General features: G+C 64.0%; 17 protein-coding genes. 10 read left to right on the top strand and 7 right to left on the bottom strand.

What is annotated here, in order from left to right; translation table 11 throughout:
• Nucleotide 1 precedes the first annotated feature (1 nt).
• The gene (locus tag GTP45_RS24680) at nucleotides 2–1,384 is read right to left on the bottom strand and encodes an MFS transporter (RefSeq protein ID WP_161016509.1); all 1,383 of its coding nucleotides are present in this window, start codon (nucleotides 1,382–1,384) and stop codon (nucleotides 2–4) included.
• 9 nt (nucleotides 1,385–1,393) lie between these two features.
• On the bottom strand, nucleotides 1,394–2,815 hold the full coding sequence (locus GTP45_RS24675; protein ID WP_161016508.1) for a KamA family radical SAM protein: 1,422 nt from the start codon (nucleotides 2,813–2,815) through the stop codon (nucleotides 1,394–1,396).
• 170 nt (nucleotides 2,816–2,985) lie between these two features.
• On the opposite strand from GTP45_RS24675, the gene GTP45_RS24670 reads away from it, so the two are divergent.
• Both GTP45_RS24670 and GTP45_RS24665 read left to right on the top strand, forming a co-directional pair.
• A complete protein-coding gene (locus tag GTP45_RS24670) occupies nucleotides 2,986–3,432 on the top strand; it encodes a cache domain-containing protein (protein ID WP_161016507.1) in 447 nt (148 codons plus the stop codon).
• Between the two features lie 15 nt (nucleotides 3,433–3,447).
• A complete protein-coding gene (locus GTP45_RS24665) occupies nucleotides 3,448–5,091 on the top strand; it encodes a methyl-accepting chemotaxis protein (RefSeq protein ID WP_161016506.1) in 1,644 nt (547 codons plus the stop codon).
• On the opposite strand, the gene GTP45_RS24660 is transcribed toward GTP45_RS24665, so the two are convergent.
• A complete protein-coding gene (locus GTP45_RS24660) occupies nucleotides 4,993–5,565 on the bottom strand; it encodes a DNA-3-methyladenine glycosylase (RefSeq protein WP_371874507.1) in 573 nt (190 codons plus the stop codon). The genes GTP45_RS24665 and GTP45_RS24660 overlap by 99 nt on opposite strands.
• A gap of 168 nt (nucleotides 5,566–5,733) precedes the next feature.
• Here GTP45_RS24660 and GTP45_RS24655 point away from each other — a divergent pair, with 168 nt between their 5' ends.
• The 4 genes from GTP45_RS24655 (at nucleotide 5,734) to GTP45_RS24640 (ending at nucleotide 11,866) form a co-directional block, all read left to right on the top strand.
• Nucleotides 5,734–6,600 carry an HDOD domain-containing protein gene (locus GTP45_RS24655; RefSeq protein ID WP_161016504.1) on the top strand — a complete coding sequence of 289 codons (867 nt, stop codon included), beginning with the start codon at nucleotides 5,734–5,736 and terminating at the stop codon, nucleotides 6,598–6,600.
• Nucleotides 6,601–6,605: 5 nt separating this feature from the next.
• Nucleotides 6,606–7,793 (top strand): DUF2863 family protein, encoded by a 1,188-nt coding sequence (locus GTP45_RS24650; protein WP_161016503.1) that lies wholly within the window; start codon nucleotides 6,606–6,608, stop codon nucleotides 7,791–7,793.
• 119 nt (nucleotides 7,794–7,912) lie between these two features.
• Nucleotides 7,913–9,115: a tetratricopeptide repeat protein gene (locus tag GTP45_RS24645; protein ID WP_229258616.1), complete on the top strand. Its 1,203-nt coding sequence runs from the start codon at nucleotides 7,913–7,915 to the stop codon at nucleotides 9,113–9,115.
• Between the two features lie 114 nt (nucleotides 9,116–9,229).
• On the top strand, nucleotides 9,230–11,866 hold the full coding sequence (locus GTP45_RS24640) for a BACON domain-containing protein (protein WP_161016502.1): 2,637 nt from the start codon (nucleotides 9,230–9,232) through the stop codon (nucleotides 11,864–11,866).
• A gap of 4 nt (nucleotides 11,867–11,870) precedes the next feature.
• Here GTP45_RS24640 and GTP45_RS28790 read toward each other — a convergent pair whose 3' ends face one another.
• Nucleotides 11,871–12,248: a Rossmann-fold NAD(P)-binding domain-containing protein gene (locus GTP45_RS28790; RefSeq protein ID WP_161016501.1), complete on the bottom strand. Its 378-nt coding sequence runs from the start codon at nucleotides 12,246–12,248 to the stop codon at nucleotides 11,871–11,873.
• Nucleotides 12,249–12,320: 72 nt separating this feature from the next.
• Here GTP45_RS28790 and GTP45_RS24630 point away from each other — a divergent pair, with 72 nt between their 5' ends.
• Nucleotides 12,321–13,001 carry a GNAT family N-acetyltransferase gene (locus GTP45_RS24630; protein WP_161016500.1) on the top strand — a complete coding sequence of 227 codons (681 nt, stop codon included), beginning with the start codon at nucleotides 12,321–12,323 and terminating at the stop codon, nucleotides 12,999–13,001.
• Here the strand turns inward: GTP45_RS24630 and GTP45_RS24625 are convergent, their stop codons facing one another.
• Both GTP45_RS24625 and GTP45_RS24620 read right to left on the bottom strand, forming a co-directional pair.
• Entirely contained in the window at nucleotides 13,002–14,717 is a 1,716-nt protein-coding gene (locus tag GTP45_RS24625; RefSeq protein ID WP_161016499.1) for a DUF4214 domain-containing protein, read from the bottom strand.
• Between the two features lie 34 nt (nucleotides 14,718–14,751).
• Nucleotides 14,752–15,249, bottom strand: a complete 498-nt coding sequence (locus tag GTP45_RS24620) for a DNA-deoxyinosine glycosylase (RefSeq protein WP_161016498.1) — start codon at nucleotides 15,247–15,249, stop codon at nucleotides 14,752–14,754.
• A gap of 75 nt (nucleotides 15,250–15,324) precedes the next feature.
• Here GTP45_RS24620 and GTP45_RS24615 point away from each other — a divergent pair, with 75 nt between their 5' ends.
• The gene (locus tag GTP45_RS24615) at nucleotides 15,325–15,762 is read left to right on the top strand and encodes an Mpo1 family 2-hydroxy fatty acid dioxygenase (RefSeq protein WP_161016497.1); all 438 of its coding nucleotides are present in this window, start codon (nucleotides 15,325–15,327) and stop codon (nucleotides 15,760–15,762) included.
• Nucleotide 15,763: 1 nt separating this feature from the next.
• Here GTP45_RS24615 and GTP45_RS28085 read toward each other — a convergent pair whose 3' ends face one another.
• On the bottom strand, nucleotides 15,764–15,901 hold the full coding sequence (locus GTP45_RS28085) for a hypothetical protein (protein WP_166454730.1): 138 nt from the start codon (nucleotides 15,899–15,901) through the stop codon (nucleotides 15,764–15,766).
• Nucleotides 15,902–16,075: 174 nt separating this feature from the next.
• Between GTP45_RS28085 and GTP45_RS24610 the strand changes: the two genes are divergently transcribed.
• Both GTP45_RS24610 and GTP45_RS24605 read left to right on the top strand, forming a co-directional pair.
• Nucleotides 16,076–16,993, top strand: coding sequence for a DMT family transporter (locus GTP45_RS24610; protein ID WP_161016496.1), 918 nt, complete (start codon nucleotides 16,076–16,078; stop codon nucleotides 16,991–16,993).
• Nucleotides 16,993–17,484: a GNAT family N-acetyltransferase gene (locus GTP45_RS24605; protein ID WP_161016495.1), complete on the top strand. Its 492-nt coding sequence runs from the start codon at nucleotides 16,993–16,995 to the stop codon at nucleotides 17,482–17,484. Before GTP45_RS24610 ends, GTP45_RS24605 begins: the two co-directional genes overlap by 1 nt.
• Nucleotides 17,485–17,540: the final 56 nt, after the last annotated feature.

The raw sequence follows: 17,540 nt of genomic DNA, 5'->3' as shown, positions 1-17,540 counted from the left end.
TTCAAGGGCGGGTCGGATGGGAAACCCATTCTAACGGATTGCGCGCGCGGCGCCGCACAAACCACGCCAATCCGGGCAGCTGCAGCAACACCAGCGCCGCAAACGCTGTCTGGTAGGCGATGGCCGGGTAATGCCCGAACAAATCCGGCCGCCAGCAGCCGACCACCAGCCCGAAACCCGCCTGCACCGCGAACGCGCCGAGGAAGATCAGCAAATTGAGACAGGTGGCCGCCCGCCCCGTCAACGCGCCGGGCAGGCTTTGGGCGACGATGGTGTACTCGATGCCGGTCACCGTGCCGACCAGCGTGAACAGCACCGCCAGCAATTGATAGCTGGGCCGCCAATCAAACACAAAGCCCAGCTGCACGCAGATGAACAGCGCGACGCCGATGGCCGCCACGCGGATCGGCGCCACGCCGCGCCGGCCGGCCCACTCGGTCAGCATGCCGACCGCAATCGCGCCGAAAATCACCGCCGCCATGCCGAGGTACAGCAGGTAGCCGACCGCTTCCTCCGTGTAGCGCGCCACGTCGGTCAGCCAGCGCGAAATCCACAAGCCTTGTATGCCGAAGAACACCGTGTGCGGAATCAGCACCAGCGCCGCCGTCTCGCGGAAGGCAGGATGGCGGTACACCGCGCGCATCGCCTCCAGCAAGGCGGTCTTGCGGCCGCTGGCCGGCTGCGGCGGCGACAGCGCGCGGATCAGGATGCCGGTCAGCGCGGCCGCCAACGCCAGCCAGAGAAACAAGCCGCGCCAATCCATGTAATGCAGCGCCAGGCGCACCGGCAGCGTGGCCGATGCCGCGCCAAGGCCGCCGACCGCAATCAAATAGCCTTGCACCGACGGCAGCCGCGCCGGCGCGATCCACGTCGAGATGGCCTTTACCGCCGACATGAAGCAGCCGCCGAGACCAAGCCCGACCAGCGCGCGCGCCATCAGCAATTGCGCAAACGTCTGGCCGCCGGCAAACGCCAGCGCGCCGACGCCGGCCAGCATCAGCATCGGCAACTGCACCTTGGCCGGCCCCCAGCGATCGAGCGCGATCCCGACCGGCAGCTGCGCCAGCGCGAAGGCGAGGAAGAAAGCGCTGGTCAGCAAGCCAAGCTGGCCGGGCGTGAGCGCCAGCGCCGCCACTAGCTGCGGCGCCAGCGTCGCATTCACCGTCCGCATCAAGCTCGATAAAAAGTGCCCGAGCGCGAACGGCAAAAACACCAGCACAAACACCGCGCGGCCAGAGAGTGGCGCAGCTGCCGCCAGCGTCCCGCCGCCCGGTGCGCAATCGGCGAGCGATGCGGCGGCGGCACGCGCTGATGCGACGATCGGCGTCGGATCAGCGCCGCGCGGGGGCGCGGTGGGCGCGGTGGGCGCGGTTGGATCGCGCATGACGCCCACCTATGCTGCGCTGTGCGAGTCGCAGCCCGCGCTGGCCGGCGCCGCGCCGCCGCCCTCCTGCCGCGCCGAAAGCAGCGGAATCACTTTGCGCGCTCCCGGTGGCTCGGCGCCGAATTCGCTGCGCGCCCCGCCCTCCTCCTCGAAGAAAAACTTCTCCTTGCCAAACGCCGGTTTCAACTCATCCATCCACGTCGCATGCGGATCAAACTTCGCATAAAACGGCTTGCGCACCCAATCCGCATTGCGCGCCTGCAGGAACTGCAAGGCAAACACCTTCTCGCCGCCGACCTGCGCAATCCCATCGATCACCACCTTGCCGGGAAAAGCGCTCATCGACGGCCCGCGCACGGTGCGCGACAAGCCCGACACCATCTGGTACGCCGCCTGGAAAATCTCATGCGCCCGCGCCAGCGGCAACTGGAAATACTCGCGCGGCCCGGTATCGCGCTCGACGAACATGTAATACGGGATCGCCCCCAGCCGCACGCCGGTCTGCCACAACTCCGCCCACGACGCCGGGTCTTCATTGATATGCCGGATCAACGGCCCCTGCATGCGCAAAGTCGCGCCGGTGCCGACGATGCGCTTGACCGCCTGCTGCGCAATCGCCGGCCGCAGCTCCACCGCGTGGTTGTAATGGCCCATGATCGCCATATTCTTGCCGCTGGCGACCACGCGCTCGAATAGCCGCAGCAAATCATCGGCATCGCGATCCGTCACAAAGCGCTGCGGCCAATACGCCACCGACTTGGTGCCGATGCGGATGTTCTGGATATGCGCCAGGTCCGGCGCCAGCAGCGGCTCGATGTACGCCTCCAGCGAACGCGTATTCATAATCAAGGGATCGCCGCCGGTGATCAAGACATCGGTCACCTCCGGGTGCATGCGCAGATACGACGCCAGCTCGTGCGACTCCTTCGCATCAAACTTCATATCCTCCATGCCGACGAACTGCGGCCAGCGGAAGCAGAACGTGCAATACGCGTGGCAGGTCTGCCCGGAGCTGGGAAAGAACAACACCGTCTCCTTGTACTTATGCTGCAAGCCCTTCAAAGGCGCGTCATTCACGCGCGGCACATTGTGCGTCATCTGCCCCGCCGGATGAGGATTCATGCGCATGCGGATGCGCCGCACCAGTTCCACCAGCGCCGGCTGATCAGCCTTGCCCATCACCAGCTCCTTCAAGCGCGCATAGTCGTCCGGCGCCAGCATGTCCCGGTGCGGAAAGGTCAAACGGTAAATCGGATCATCGGGAATATTGTTCCAGTCGATCAGCTGATCAAGCACGTACTCATTGGTGCGAAACGGCAGCACGTGCGACACCACCTGCACCGCCTCCTGCAAATCAGGCGGTATCCACTCCCATTGGCGCGAGTGCGAAATAGTCTGTCGTATAAACGGTTTGAATTTGGGCGTATCCATCACGGGTTTCCTTCAGTGGGTCAGAAAACTCCATGCTAGGCCGCGCACCGGCGAGCAAATTGCCAATCGTCAACTGACTAACGGAAATATTGCAGGGCTTGCGCCAGCGCAATTCCCGAATTCCTGAGCCACGTACAGTTCATAGCGCCCACTCACTCAAGGAGCTGCTCATGAAAACCCTGATCGCCGCTGTACTGCTGGCCGCCGCCGTGCCGGCCTTTGCCAACGAGCCCACCGAGAAAGACGCCATCGCCATGGCCGAAAAAGGCGCGGCCTACATCAAGGCCAATAGCCTCGATGCCTTCATCAAAAAAATCGCCAACAAAGATCCCGAGTATTTGCAAGGCTCGCTGTATGTCGACATCCGCGACATCAAGACCGGCATCGTGCTGGCGCACCCGGTCAACCCGTCCATCGTCGGCAAGGACTTGACCGACATCCCCGACGCCAGCGGCAAAAAATACCGCCGCGAGATCATCGAACTGGCCGCGAAAAAAGGCCACGGCTGGGTCGACTACCAATACAAAAATCCCACCACCGGCAAGATCGAACCCAAGACCACCTACATCTTGCGCGTCGGCGATGTGGTGCTGGAAGCCGGCATTTACAAAAAATAAGCGAGGAGGCGCATCATGCTGAACCAACTGCGTATCGGCCCCAAGCTGCTGCTGGCGCCCATGCTGGTGCTGGTGTTGTTGATTGCCACCGCCGGCGCGGCCTATCTCGGCATGGTGCGCCAGAACGCCTCGCTCGAACACCTGGTGCAGGTGCGCGCGGCGCGCCTGAAAATCGCCGCCGACGTGAGCGGCGAAGCGCGCTACGCCCACGCCCACATCTACCAACTGCTGGCGTGGGTCAACGGCAGCTTCGCTCAAGCGCGGCTTGATGCGCTGTCGCGCGACATCAAGCAGCGCCACGCCGCCATCGACACCCAGCTGCGCGATCTTGACGCGCTGGCCGACGACAGCGAACGCAAGATCGTCGCCCTGTCGCTGCAAGCGCTAGCCGCCTACCGCAAGGCGGTGCTGCAAACCATGGACATGGCGCAGATGGATCAAAGCATCGCCACCAACTCCATGGCCATCGCCGAAAAACAATTCCTGCTGCTGAACGAGCAGCTGGCGCAATTGTCGGCACTGGAAAAACACCTGAGCGAACAAGCCCACGCGCTCGCCAAGGCCGACTTCCGCGCCCTCAACACCACCATGGCGGTGATGGTGCTGCTGTCGATTGCGCTGTCGCTGGGCGTGACCATGGCGGTGCGCGGCGCCATGCTGCGCGACATCCGCGCCATCGCCGACGTGGTGATCGCGCTGGCCGCAGGCCGCCTTGCCGCAGGCCGCAGCAATCATGGGCGCGATGAAATCGCCGACACCGCGCGCATGCTCGATCAGACCATGGCCAACCTCACGCACACGCTGACCACCATCCTCGGCGCGGTGCACTCGATTGATGTCGCCGCGCGCGAAATCGCCACCGGCAATCTCGATCTGTCGAACCGCACCGAGATCCAGGCCAGCTCGCTGGAACAAACCGCCAGCGCCATGAACTCGCTGACGCAAGCAGTGCAAGCCAACGCCGCCAACGCGCGCCAGGCTTGCCAGCTGGCGGCCGGCGCCAGCGATCTCGCACAGCACGGCGGCGCGGCGATGGAAGACGCGGTGCAAACCATGGCCTCGATCCGCGCCAGCTCGCGCCAGATCGTTGACATCATCGCCGTCATCGACGGTATCTCGTTCCAGACCAACATCCTCGCGCTCAACGCCGCCGTTGAAGCGGCGCGCGCTGGCGAACAGGGACGCGGCTTTGCGGTGGTGGCGTCGGAAGTGCGCACGCTGGCGCAGCGCTCGGCCGCCGCCGCCAAGGAAATCAAAGCCTTGATCGCCGCCTCGGTCGCCACCATCGATTGCGGCAGCGCCACTGTGCAGCAAGCGGGCGAGCGCATGGGCGGCATCGTCGCCGCCGTGCAGCAGGTGAACGACATCATCGCCCGCATCAGCGCCGCCAGCGCCGAACAGGCGCAAGGCATCGCCGAAGTCAATCAAGCGGTGGGTCAAATGGACGATGTGACGCAGCAGAATGCGGCGCTGGTCGAACAGGCCGCCGCCGCTGCGGCCAGTCTGCAAGAGCAAGCCGGCCAGCTGTCGCAGGCGGTGTCGGTATTCAAACTGGAATCCTCACCCGCGATGGGGCTTGCTCAAAAACCGCGAGCCGGCTTCCACGAAACGCCACGGCAGCTCCACCGCCTTCGAGATGCCGATGCGCATGCCGGCTAGCACCTCGACCTCGCGCCGGCGCGGCAGCAGCACCAACGGCGGCGCATCAAGCGGCAGATTGTTATGCGCGCGCGTCACACCCAGCGCCTGCGCCAGCCGTCCCGGCCCAGAGCACAGCAAGCGCACATCGTCCAAGCCGCGCCGTTCGCGCATCAGCGCCAGCCCCGCCGCATCGTCCAGCGGCTCCAGCGCCCGGATCAGCACACCGGCGCCATGATCCGGCTCGCGGCAGACAAAATTCAAGCACCAGTGCAGCCCGTGCGAGCGGTACACATAGCTGCGCCCCGGCTGCCCGAACATCGAGAAATTGCGCTCGGTCAGGCCGGCGTAGCAATGCGACGCCGGCTCGCTCGCGTCGTAGGCCTCCGTTTCGACGATGCGGCCGCCCACGCCATCGACCAGCAGCGTCACGCCGATTAGCCGGCGCGCCACCTCGGGCGAGGGCGCGCTAAAATCAATTCCTGCCAGATCCATAACCATGTCTCTCTTTTAACCGCCCAAATCGTAACAAATGAATATCGAATCCCGGCAATAACCGACAAAATATGGTGCGCTGCGCAGAAAATCGCCACAAATTCGCGCAATCACCTGCCGGAAGCGGCGATAATCGAGGGTACGATTGCCCTTGCCCACGAATTCATAATGACGACAGTAGCTGCCCCAGCCTTGCCAACCGAAAATGCGGTGGAAGACGCCTTGATGCGTTCCATCCGTATTCCGCCGCGGCCTAGCCTGCTCGTCGACTTGCAGCGCGAACTGGCCAAGGAAGATCCGTCGCCGCGCAATATCGCCCGCATCATCGGCAACGACGTCGGCATGTCCGGCGCCCTGCTCAAGCTGGCCAACTCGCCGTTCTTCGGCGCCGCGCGCAAGGCCAAGTCGGTCGAGCAGGCGATCAACTTCCTCGGCATCAACCAGTGCGCGGCGCTGCTGACCGGCCTGCTGGCGCGCCAGGCGATCGAAGGCAAGGAAACCGACCTTAACGCTTTCTGGGAAATCTCGGCGCGCCGCGCCCAGGCGCTGGTGTTCACCTCGCGCAAGCTGCGCATCGCCCCGCCCGACATTGCCCACACCTTCGGCCTGTTCTGCGACATCGGCGTACCGCTGCTGATGAACCGCTTTGCCGACTACGCCGACACCTACGACCTCGCCTGCAACGACGCCGACAACCTCTTCACCGCCATCGAAGACCAGCGCTACAGCACCAACCACGCCGCCATCGGCTGCCTGCTGGCGCGCAACTGGGGCTTGTCGCCGGACGTCTCGTGGGCCATCCTGCTGCACCACGACTACCGTGTGCTGGACGACCCGTCCACCGACGACGCCATCCGCTCGCTGGTAGCGCTATCGGTATTGGCCGAAAAAGGCATCCAGCGCCTGCAAGGCCGCAACACCTCCTACGAATGGGACAAGGGCGGCGACGCTGCCTGCCGCCATCTCGGCCTCACTGAAGACGAGACCGAAGACCTGCTCGAAGAACTCAACGAAACCTTCCACACCGAACGATAAGAAGCATGCCGAAAAATAAGCGCCCAGTCGCGCGCAAATCCGCCAACTCGCCCGAAGTCAAAGACGAACAAAACACCCAGGAGCTGTTCACGCTGGCGCTGGAACTGGCCGACGAATCGGCCGGCGCCGACATCGTTGCCGCCAGCACGCGCGAGGAACTGGCGCAAAAACACGTCGACTTCCAGCGCCTGCTGCGCCGCCTGCTGGCCCAAGGCAAGGATGAAGTGCTGTACGGCGCGGTCGAACTGGCGCGCGAAGAATCGCTCGACGGCTACCGCTACCTGCGCAGCGCCATCGAGGAAGGCGCGGCCAACCTGCTGCTGCGCCGTGTAGACGCGCCGGAAATGGAAATCGACGCGTTTGCGATTCCGGTATTCGTGCACAGCCAGGGCGGCCTCGATCCAGCGGCCGATTTCCAGGACGCCGAAGCCTACGAGGCCCTGCTGAACAGCTTCACCGATGCCGGCCTGGAAAGCGCCAAGGCCAAGGTGGTGCTGGTCAGCCACGCCTACGACGCCAGCGAAATTGAACGCATCAGCTACGGCCAGCTGCACGCCATGCTGCGCGAAGCGGCGCACTCGCTGACCGAGAAAAAAATCGCCGCCGCGCCAGCGCTGGAGCGCAGCATGAAACACGGCTGGTCGGCCACCGCCTTCGGCCCGGAAGACAGTGCGGTCGAACTGCGCTACCTGCTCGGCTTTGCCCTCAAGCGCGCCGACGACCCGTTCTACAAAGTGCCGGCCAGCGAAAAAGCGGCCGACGCCTACTTCGCCAAGCGCGCCGAGGCCTATCAAAAGTGGACGGAACAATACGCGCCGCTGGTAGCGCGCTGCCTCGGCCGCGCGCGCGGCGCCACGCCGGCACTGACCCTGAACTTCCTGTACCAGGACTTGTTCTTCGGCGCCCGCGCGCAGGCCCAGTCCGAGTACGACATGCTGCATCTGCTGTCCAAACTGAACCAGGCCCTGGAAGGCCACGACCCGGCCCAGCTGCAAGCGGTGATCGCGCCGTCCGAGGACGACGACGAGCCGGTGCTGCTGGTCGAACTGTCGCACGGCGGCGCGGTGATCGCCTCGGCCGCCAAGCCGCATGACCCGGCAGCCGACCTCGAGCTCGCATTGGAAGACCTGGCCGACGCCCTGGCCAGCCTCGGTGTGACCGATATTTCGGTCTCGGAAGACCCATTGGCCTGAAAGCGATTTCCTGTTTGACAGTCTCCCGCGAGCCGAGGATACTTTCCTGAACGCGGGACGCAGATCCCGCCGCCTGGTGCGGTGCAGGCCTTGTGCTCCGCAGCAAAGGGAGACACGTCATGACATCATGGGCCCGCATCATGTGCACGGTGCTAGGCGCTGCTGCATTCCTCGGCGGCTGCGCCAGCAAGCCGGTGGTAGTACAAGCCCCCCGGCTCCAGCTATTCCACGACCAGCTGTTCCAGCCGCCTGGCGCGCCGATCGACACCAGCCACGTGTTCGCCACCACGCCGGCCATGCGCGAGTACGTGCAGCACGAGCTTGGCACGCCCGGCCCCGGCAAGGACGTGCGCCGCATGCTGTTTGACGCGCTGTACCGGCGCGACAAGCTGCAACTCGAATACGATTCCGCCACCACCCGCAACGCCGCCCAGACCTTTGAGGCGCGCGCCGGCAACTGCCTGTCGCTGGCCATCATGACGGCCGCCCTCGCGCGCGAGCTCAGCTTGCCGGTGCAATTCCAGCAAATCGAGGTCGACGAGGTGTGGAGCCGCTCCGGCAACCTCTATTTCGCCAGCAACCACGTCAACCTGGCGCTGGGCCGGCCGCGCAGCGAGCGCAGCAATCCCTACATGACCTACGCCGCCGATACCGCCAACTCGCTGACGGTAGACTTCATCCCGGTGCCGCCCAAGGCCCGCGAAGCAGCGCGGCCGCTGTCCGAAACCACCATCATTGCCATGTTCCTCAACAACCGCGCGGCCGAGCTGCTGTCCACCGGCCACGTCGATGATGCCTACTGGGCCGCGCGCAAGGCCGCCGAGGTCGACCCGCTGTTCCTGAACGCCTACAACACCCTGGGCGTGATCTACCAGCACCACGGCAACCAGGACGCGGCCGAGCAGGCGCTGCGCTACGCCCACTCGCAAGCGCCCGACAACACCATCTTCCTGGCCAACCTGGCGCAAACGCTGGAAGCCGAGAACAAGCTGGACGAAGCGGCCGTGCTGCGCGCCCGGCTGGCCCAGCTGGAACCGTACCCGCCGTTCCACTTCTTCCACCAGGGCCAGGAAGCCATGAAGCTGGGCGACTATGCGCGTGCGCGCACGCTGTTTGAGCGCGAACTGGAGCGGGTGCCCGATTACCACGAATTCCACTTCTGGCTGGCAGTCGCCAACTATCAGTTGGGCAATCTGCGCGCGGCCGACAAGCACATGGCGCTGGCCGTCAACAACAGCACCACCCGCGGCGACCACGACCTGTATGCAGCCAAACTCGACCGTATCCGTGCATACGAGGCCCAGTCGCGCACAAAACAGTAACAATCCGGTGGTATGCTGAAACTGGCTTAAGCTTGACACCTAGTTGCGGACACGCAACAATTGCAAGTAAATTAAGCTGCACCTTCTGTAGCTGCATACCACAAGGATTCCGTCATGCTGAGACTCTGGCCCGCCCACGCCGCCGTCCCCTTATTCATTGCCGCATTGTTAGCCGGTTGCGGCGGCGGTGGTGGCGGTGGCGGCAGTGGCGGCGGCACCACCGCGCCGCCTGCCAGTCCCGCCCTCACCTTCAGCCCGGCTACCGTCACCGCCACCGCCAATGCCGGCACCTCGCTGACCATCAACGTGATGGCCGCCGTGGCCCGCCCAAGCGACTTCAGCGGTGCTACCGTGTTTGCCAGCGTGGCCGACACCAACGGCGTCATCCTCCCTGGCTCGAGCGTGGTGCGCGACAGCGACAGCCAGTACCACGCCGTCTTGCTGACTTCGCCAACCTTGGCCGCCAACAACTACAAGGGCAGCTTCAGCGTGCGCCTGTGCCGCGACAGCGCCTGCGCCAGCCAGTTCCCCGGCTCGCCGGTAGCCCTGCCGTACGACATTACCGTGGCGCCGGCCGGCGCCAATCCATTCACGGCGGTGCCAGCCATGCCGCTAACGGCCAGCGCCCAGGCGGGCGGCGCCGCACCGGCCGCCGTCACGGTGGCCATCGGCGCCACCGGCCGCAGTTGGACTGCCAGCAACGGCGGCGCGGCCTGGCTCAAGCTCAGCGCCACCAGCGGCACTGGCGACAGCAGCCTGTCGGTCAGCTACGACGCCACCGGCCTGGCGCAAGGACAGTACAGCACCAACCTGACCATCAGCTCCAACGACAACCAGGTCGTGACGCTGCCGGTGGCGCTGACGGTGCTGCCGCCCGGCCTGGTCTTGGGCAACAATAGCGTGACCTTCAACGCCATCAACGGCGCCGCTATTCCCACCCAGATCGTCAGCCTCGACACCGACAACAAGATCACGACCAACTGGACCGCCAGTAGCGACGCGCCATGGCTGGCCGTCTCGCCCCCCGCCGGCGCGACCCCGGCCACCACCGTGCTGACCGTCGACTCGACCATCGGCACGCTGGCCAGCGGCACCTACCGAGGCAATATCACCATCACGCCGCAAGGCCTGCCGGTGCGCAGCCTGCCGGTGACGCTCAACCTGAGCCCGGCCACCTTGTCCACCTCGCTGACCAGCGTCACGCTGGGCGGCACGCTGGGACGCTCCTTCAGCGCCGGACAGAATTTCACGCTGGGCTTGAACACCGGCACCATCAACTGGCCATGGCAACTCACTGGCGTGCCGGGCTGGGCCACCGTGACCGCCACCGCCGGCACCGTCAACGCAGCCGGCGCCACCGTCACCTTCAAGGCCAAGCCAGCCAATGCCTTGACCGGCATTACCCCGGCCCTCATCACGGCCACGGCCAAAGTCAACGGTGACGTCATCAGCAACGCCGTGCTGGTGTCGCTGAATAAAGACCAGCACAAGCTGATCCCAGCCGAAACCGCCGTCGCTTTCGTCAGCATGCCGGGCTGGAGCCGCCTGACCCGTACCATTACCGTCAGCGACAACTACGGGGCCAGCAGCTTCGGCGGCATGACAGCCAGCAGCGACCAGTCGTGGCTGGTGGTAGGCGTCAGCAACGACAAGCTGATCCTGACCGCCGACCCGAGCCAGCTGCTGAGCGACACCGTCAACACCGCCACCATCACCGTCAGCGCCTCCGACCCGGACGCCAGTGCGCCGGAAGTGATCCGCGTGGCGCTGTGGAAGGGCTCGGCCGCACCGTCGGCCCAGGTCAAGGCCAGCCTGCCATACACCAACGTGGCGGCCGACCCGGCCCGCCCGTATGCCTACCTGCACAACGGCGGCGCCGTGATCGACGTCTACAACGTCTTCACCGGCGCCAAGGAAGCCAGCATCACCGGCTTCTCGGCCCACCTCGGCGATATGGCGGTCACGCCGAACGGCGACACGCTGTACGTGGTCGATATCGATAACGCCCGCCTGACCGCAGTCAACCTCGCCACCCGCAGCATCAGCAAGCAGCTGATACTGGCGGCGCCCGGCACCCAGGCCACCCGCGTCAAGCTGATCCGCCCGAACGGCGTGGAAATGCTGCTGCTTAGCGATGGCCAGCTGTTCCTGACCTCGACCTTCCAGCGCATCGGCGTACTGCCACTGACCAGCGGCGGCGCACTGGCAGCCAGCAGCGATGGCAAGCGCGTGGTGCAGCAAGGCGAAGCCAGCGGCACCGTGCAGCACACCAGCGTCAGCGTCGATTACGCCGCCCTCAGCGGCGGCACCCTGTTTGCCGCCAAACAGACGCCGGCCAGCCATAACAGCCCCAGTACGCAAGGACAGGATCTGTGGGTAACCGGCACCAGCGAGCCTGATGATAATCTCAAAAACATGCGCGTCTACAGCGCAGCGGCAACACCGAAATCGTGCGTGGTGATGAATGCGACCGACCTCGGCATCCTTGGCTACCTGGCGATCGGCGACGCGGCGCCGAACAATATCAAGGTGGCGCAGGACGGCCGCATCTTCTGCGGCGGCGCGGCCAAGTCCACCAACAACGATATTTATATGTACGACAGCACCGGCGCCCGCGTCCTTCAGCAATACAAGCTGAGCACCACCGGCAAGCAATTGCTGCCGCGCCAGATGGTGCTGTCGGGCGAGGGCTGGATGATGACCGCCATCACCGACGATGGCGTGGTGACCTTCCTGCCGATCGGCCCTTGACGCTTCAATAGCCGGTGCTGCGCCCTGCAATCACCGGCAAATCATCATCGGAGGTAAGCGCCCAGATCAGGCGGGCAATGGTCTCGGACGCCACCACCGTGTGATGATTCCCCTGCGCCATCAGCTTCTCGCGGATTTCCCTGCGCACGGCGGCAATGCCGGTGAGGTCGAACAAGATATCGACGCCGTTGCCCAGCGCGATAATCTCATCCAGCGAAGTGATATTCAGGCCGGCGTCCAGCGCCTGCTGGCGGCCCGGCGTGTCGCCGGTTTCCGCCACGCCCACCAGCTCGACCCCGCGTCCGCGGCGCGCCAGCATATTGCGCAAGAAAGCCGAGCCGATACGTCCCAGTCCAACGATAGCGATTTTTTGAGTTTCCACTTGTCCCCCGTTTTTAGCTACACTGCGATCGAAAAGCAAGCATCCCACGAACGCTCCCACAAGGCAACAAGCATGGATCGCAATCCCCTGTTGGACAACATCTTCTGGCATTCCTTGAACGGCGCGCACCGCCACTGGTCGGACGGCACGGCGCAGGTGCGGCGCTACACGCAGGGCTTCTCGCCCATCATCGCGTTTGCCGATCCGGCGCAGCCGCACCTGGCCGCGCTAGCGCCATGGTGCGCCAGCGGCGAGCATTTTTACTGCGATGGCTGGAGCGGCGCAGCGCCGCCGGGCTGGCGCATCGAGGTCGAAAGCACCATGTTCCGCATGCTGTGGGATGGCCAACTGCCTGCTGCCGACCCGGCGCCGGACGCGCTGCCGCTGCGCGCCGGGCACGCGCCGCAAGCGCTGGAACTGGCGACGCTGTGCAAGCCGGGCCCGTTCGGCATCCGCACCATCGAGCTGGGCGACTACTTCGGCTACTTCGATGGCGAACGCTTGATGGCCATGGCCGGCGAGCGCCTGTGCGCGCCGGGGCTGCGCGAAATCAGCGGCGTTTGCACCCATCCCGACTATCAAGGACGCGGGCTGGCGCAACAACTGATCGCCAAACTGCTGCTGCGCCATGCCGCGCGCGGCGAGCAGTCCTTCCTGCACGTGATGCGCACCAACCCGGCGCACCAGCTTTACCTCGGCATGGGCTTCAAGGACTATCTGGAATCGACGGTGCGGGTGATCGTGGCCGCGTGATCAGCCGTAAGGCGTGTAGCTGACGCCGTTCTGCATCACGCCCACCAGCGCGGCGACATTTTCCGCACTCTGGGCGAAGTTGGCCAGCACCTCGGCAGCGCTGCTGCCCTTGTGGTCCATCAGGTCGGTCCAGTAATTAAAGCCTCCCTGGTCGGGTGCGCGGTGCAGCACGTTCTGATAGTAGCGCGTGACAATCTCGGCGTTGGTCGGCTGCGCGCCGTACAGCGCCTTGTACTCGTCCGAGGCGACGAAATTCCTGGCCACGTCCAGCAAGCTGGCGCCGTGGTCCATGCCATTGATCCAGAAGCCGAGGCCGCCCGCGTCGGGCGTGCGGTTAAAGGCGGCCTGGTAAATCCGGTACGCCTGCCCGGCGATCTCGTTGACGCCGGTGTCAAGCGCCACGGCGGCGTCGCTAAACTGCAAGCGTTCCACGCCGCTGAGGAAATCCGAACCGGTCGCGCCGGTCACGTTGTAGCTGCCGTCGCCCTGCCTGAGGATGATGTTGGCGGCGCGCGTCTCGCCCTGGTACTCCACCTTGTCCAGTCCCGCGCCGCCGCTCATGGCGGCGCCGCGCGGCCCTGCGGTGAACACATCATCGTGGCTGCCGCCCACCAGCTTGTTGAACTGGGCCGAACCATACAGGTGCAAGCCGGCGGCCGTGCTGCGGGTGACGCTCAGCGGCGCGCTGTCGATCACGTGGCTGCCGTCGCGCACCACCAGCGAACTGGCGTTCAGCGATGGATCGATGACGATATCGAGCGACCAGTTGCCATTGGCATCGGCCTTGCTCTGCGCCAGCAGCGTGTTGTGTTCAAGGATGCTGGTCGTGGAGCCGGCTTGCGCCGTGCCGCTCAGGTGCATGATGTTGCTGGTCATGGCCGTGGCGCTGGTGCCGGCCACGATCTGCGGCTTGATCAAGCCCTTGCCGGTCAAGCTGCCGTCCGATACCTGCAAGTTGTCGGGCATGGTGACGTTGTAGCCCAGTCCCTGCAGAATCAGCACATCGAGCTGGCTCATCTGATAGTGATGGCCGCCGTAGAAAAACAGGCCGTTCATCACATCGTCCAGATAGCCCTCGTTCAAATTGGAGGCGTCGCCGATGTGCGAATTATTCTGCGACACCGAAGTGCTGCTGACCTCGACCGGATCGATGCCGTGCGAAGCAAAGCCCGGCATATCGAGATACAGCTTGCCGTTGGACTCGGTCACGTACTTGTCCCAGATGGTGCGGGCGGTGCCGTGGTATTGCGAGGTGGCGGTATCGCGGTAGGAGGTGATGCCCATGCCGTGGATCAGCTCGTGCAGCACCACCGACAGCCCATCGGTCATATTGTTCGGCACCACGCGCGGGCTGTTGTACGCGCCGCCGTCGAAATACAGACCCTTGAAATAGTCGCTGGTGGGATCGACGAAAATCATCAAGTCGGCCTCATTGCCGTTGAGATTAGTCCCGGCCGCCAACTCCTTGGCCGCCTCCGCGCTCATGTAGGTGAGGCCATTGGCAACGTGATCGATGGTAATCGCGCCATTGCCGGCAAAGCGGCCGGTGGCGGTGGCACTGACCGACACCAGCACATTGAGCGTGGTGCTGCCGACGACAAATTCATTCAGATACGTCACCGCCGCATTAATCGCCGCATTAAACAGTGCCTTGTCGGCCATGAAGTTACTGGGATCATCATACGAAATCGCCACGTTCCACATCGCAAACCCCATTCATATCAAAAATGAAAATATTACCATAAGGAAATCACTGGCGGCGCAAGGCGATCCAGCTGGCCAGCTTGTCGGCGTAAGGCAACGTGTAGGCCGGGCTGCTCGAGGGAAGGTTGTGGATGCGGTAGCGGGCGGCTTGTTCGCCCAGCACTTTCAAGCCGAGCTTGGCGGCGGTGCCGCCGTTGAAGGCCAGCGTTGTGATGCCCGGATAGCGCGCCAGCAGGGCCGGCAAGTCGTTGTCGTCGCGGTTGCGGATGGCGCTGTCGAGGCTGCCGGGGCGGTGGGCTTCGGCCACCACGTCCCACAGGCCGACGCCATGCGCCAGCAAGGTCGCCAACCGCGCACCGTAGTCGAGTGCCACCAGCTCGGCGCCGATCACTTCCGACATCAGCAGCCAGAATTTGTTCTGCCGGTGGGCATAGTATTGCTGAACCGCCAGCGACTTCTCGCCGGGCAGGCTGCCTAGCACTAGCAACTCGGTGCGCTCATCAACGACGGGATCGAAGCAGCGCTTGCGCAAATCATTATCCATGCGCCATTGTAGGTGTAGAATTATTTCGCAGTCGATAACTCGCAGCAAATAACTATAAACTTGCAGGAGACAACCATGGCGGAAAACCGCACCATCGACACACTGCTGGCACAGTACAGCGAAAGCCATCTGAACCACACCAACGAGCTGATCCACTTCGTCTGCGTGCCAGTCATCATGTTCACCTTGCTGGGCCTGCTATGGTCGCTGCACCCGCTGGTGGCGCTGGCCTTTAGCGCGGCCGCCATGGTGTACTACTTCAAGCTGTCCAGGCCGTTCGCGCTGGGGATGCTGCTGATGGCCGCCGTCATGCTGTCGATCCTGGCCGCGCTGCCGCCAGCCACTGTGCTGCCGCTGTCGATGACGATTTTTGTGCTGGCGTGGATCGGCCAATTCATCGGCCACAAGATCGAAGGCAAGAAGCCGTCCTTCTTCGACGACCTGCGCTTCCTGTTGATTGGTCCGCTGTTCGTGCTGGGCTTCCTGTACCGCCGCCTGCACTGGGCTTACTAAATCAGCGGAACCACGCGTGGGCGAACAGCGCCTGCGCGGCGCCCTGCATCTCATCGTCGGCCAGCATCAGCACCAGCGCGGTGCTCAGGGCCACATAGCCCAACAGCGTGACGACCTTGATTTGCAGCGCGGTGCTCATGGCGCTCTCCCGGGGATGAGAATGAGAATAAAGACTTGTGATTTCACTATACTTGGTCTTCCGCCTCGCACCGCTGAATTTACATTTCCGTTACAACATAATCATCAATCTGTTGCGTCGCAACAAAAAGCTAACTGCTAGGCAAGAAGTGGGCTAGCCAGCTATACTGGTTTGATGTCTTCTCCATTGCTATTCACTATCGCCTGTTTGATCTGGGGCTCCACATTTTTCGCCATCACGCTGCAACTAGGTGAAGTTCCGCCTGCCGTTTCCGTGGTTTATCGCTTTGCGCTGGCCTCAGCCGTGCTGTTTGCATGGTGCGCCGCGCGCAGCCACAAACTGCTGCTGCCGTGGCGCGCCCAGCGCTGGATGATCCTGCAAGGCTGCGCGACTTTCGCCGTCAGCTACATCTGCACCTATACCTCGGAGCAATACCTGGTGTCCGGGCTGGTGGCGGTGCTGTTCGCGCTGATGGTGTTCTGGAATCCTATCCTCAACCACTTTGCTTTTGGCAGCGCACTCAGCATGCGCACCTGGGCGGCCGGCGGCGTCGCCATTGCCGGCATCACCCTGCTGTTCTACCACTCCATCTTTGGCGCGTGGAACGAGATTTTGAACGGCGGCAATGGGCCGAATCGTCATTTCCTGCTCGGCTTGGTGCTGGCGGTATGCGCTACCATCGCCAGCTCGGTCGGCAACGTGCTGGTGGTCAAAGTGCGCGAGCAATCCGACAACGTGCTGCTCACCATGGCGTGGTCTATGCTGTGGGGCAGCTTGCTGGTGGCGCTATGGGTGCTGGTCAGCGGCCAGTCGTTCGTCATGCCGAGCACCGCCAAATACTGGGGCGGCCTGCTCTACCTGTCGCTGCTGGGTTCGGTGATCGCGTTTGCCGCCTATTTCACCCTGATCCACCGCATCGGCTCCGACAAGGCCGTCTACATCGGCGTGGTGACGCCGGTGATCTCGGTGCTGCTGTCGATCCAGCTTGAGCACTACCGTCCCGGCGCCCTGGAATGGATCGGCATGGTGTTGTGCCTGTCCAGCGTGGCGTGGGCGTTGAAACCGACTTCTTCTACTACTGCAAAAACCTAATGAGTACTTCCGAATTGACCATCCGCCCGGCCACGCCGGCCGACATCCCCGCCATCTTCAGCATGATCTTCGAGCTGGCGGTGTTTGAAAAGCTGGAGCACATGGTGGTCGCCAACGAAGCCGCCCTGCACGACAGCCTGTTCTGCGACAAGCCGGTGTGCGAAGCGCTGGTCGGCGAAGCGGGCGGCGAGGTGGTCACCTTCGCGCTGTTCTTCCACAACTTCTCCACTTTCCTGTGCAAGAAAGGTCTGTATCTCGAAGACCTGTACGTGCAGCAAGCGCATCGCGGCAAAGGCTACGGCAAGCAAATGGTGGTGGCGCTGGCACAGCTGGCGGTGGAGCGCGATTGCGGCCGCTTCGAATGGTCGGTGCTGGATTGGAACGCGAACGCCATCAAATTCTACGAAGGCATGGGCGCGACGGTGATGCCGGACTGGCGCATCTGCCGCGTTACCGGCGACGCGCTGGCCCAGCTGTCGGCGCAGGCCTAAAAAAATCCCACCCAGCGGCCAGCGCTGGATGGGCAGAACCCGTTGTCAGTGGGAGG

The sequence above is a fragment of the Duganella rivi genome, assembly GCF_009857435.1.
Taxonomy (GTDB): Bacteria; Pseudomonadota; Gammaproteobacteria; order Burkholderiales; family Burkholderiaceae_D; genus Rugamonas; species Rugamonas rivi.
Note: the sequence above shows the minus strand (reverse complement) of the source record. Positions and strands in the feature narration are given on the sequence as shown.

What these genes read in the sequence shown, in the direction of transcription:
- GTP45_RS28085 (WP_166454730.1), bottom strand. Translation starts at nt 15,901, where the DNA reads ATGAGCACCGCGCTGCAAATCAAGGTCGTCACGCTGTTGGGCTATGTG.
- GTP45_RS24620 (WP_161016498.1), bottom strand. Translation starts at nt 15,249, where the DNA reads ATGGATAATGATTTGCGCAAGCGCTGCTTCGATCCCGTCGTTGATGAG.
- GTP45_RS24615 (WP_161016497.1), top strand. Translation starts at nt 15,325, where the DNA reads ATGGCGGAAAACCGCACCATCGACACACTGCTGGCACAGTACAGCGAA.
- GTP45_RS24640 (WP_161016502.1), top strand. Translation starts at nt 9,230, where the DNA reads ATGCTGAGACTCTGGCCCGCCCACGCCGCCGTCCCCTTATTCATTGCC.
- GTP45_RS24675 (WP_161016508.1), bottom strand. Translation starts at nt 2,815, where the DNA reads ATGGATACGCCCAAATTCAAACCGTTTATACGACAGACTATTTCGCAC.
- GTP45_RS24625 (WP_161016499.1), bottom strand. Translation starts at nt 14,717, where the DNA reads ATGGGGTTTGCGATGTGGAACGTGGCGATTTCGTATGATGATCCCAGT.
- GTP45_RS24655 (WP_161016504.1), top strand. Translation starts at nt 5,734, where the DNA reads ATGACGACAGTAGCTGCCCCAGCCTTGCCAACCGAAAATGCGGTGGAA.
- GTP45_RS24630 (WP_161016500.1), top strand. Translation starts at nt 12,321, where the DNA reads ATGGATCGCAATCCCCTGTTGGACAACATCTTCTGGCATTCCTTGAAC.
- GTP45_RS24660 (WP_371874507.1), bottom strand. Translation starts at nt 5,565, where the DNA reads ATGGATCTGGCAGGAATTGATTTTAGCGCGCCCTCGCCCGAGGTGGCG.
- GTP45_RS24605 (WP_161016495.1), top strand. Translation starts at nt 16,993, where the DNA reads ATGAGTACTTCCGAATTGACCATCCGCCCGGCCACGCCGGCCGACATC.
- GTP45_RS24610 (WP_161016496.1), top strand. Translation starts at nt 16,076, where the DNA reads ATGTCTTCTCCATTGCTATTCACTATCGCCTGTTTGATCTGGGGCTCC.
- GTP45_RS24645 (WP_229258616.1), top strand. Translation starts at nt 7,913, where the DNA reads ATGACATCATGGGCCCGCATCATGTGCACGGTGCTAGGCGCTGCTGCA.
- GTP45_RS24670 (WP_161016507.1), top strand. Translation starts at nt 2,986, where the DNA reads ATGAAAACCCTGATCGCCGCTGTACTGCTGGCCGCCGCCGTGCCGGCC.
- GTP45_RS24680 (WP_161016509.1), bottom strand. Translation starts at nt 1,384, where the DNA reads ATGCGCGATCCAACCGCGCCCACCGCGCCCACCGCGCCCCCGCGCGGC.
- GTP45_RS24665 (WP_161016506.1), top strand. Translation starts at nt 3,448, where the DNA reads ATGCTGAACCAACTGCGTATCGGCCCCAAGCTGCTGCTGGCGCCCATG.
- GTP45_RS24650 (WP_161016503.1), top strand. Translation starts at nt 6,606, where the DNA reads ATGCCGAAAAATAAGCGCCCAGTCGCGCGCAAATCCGCCAACTCGCCC.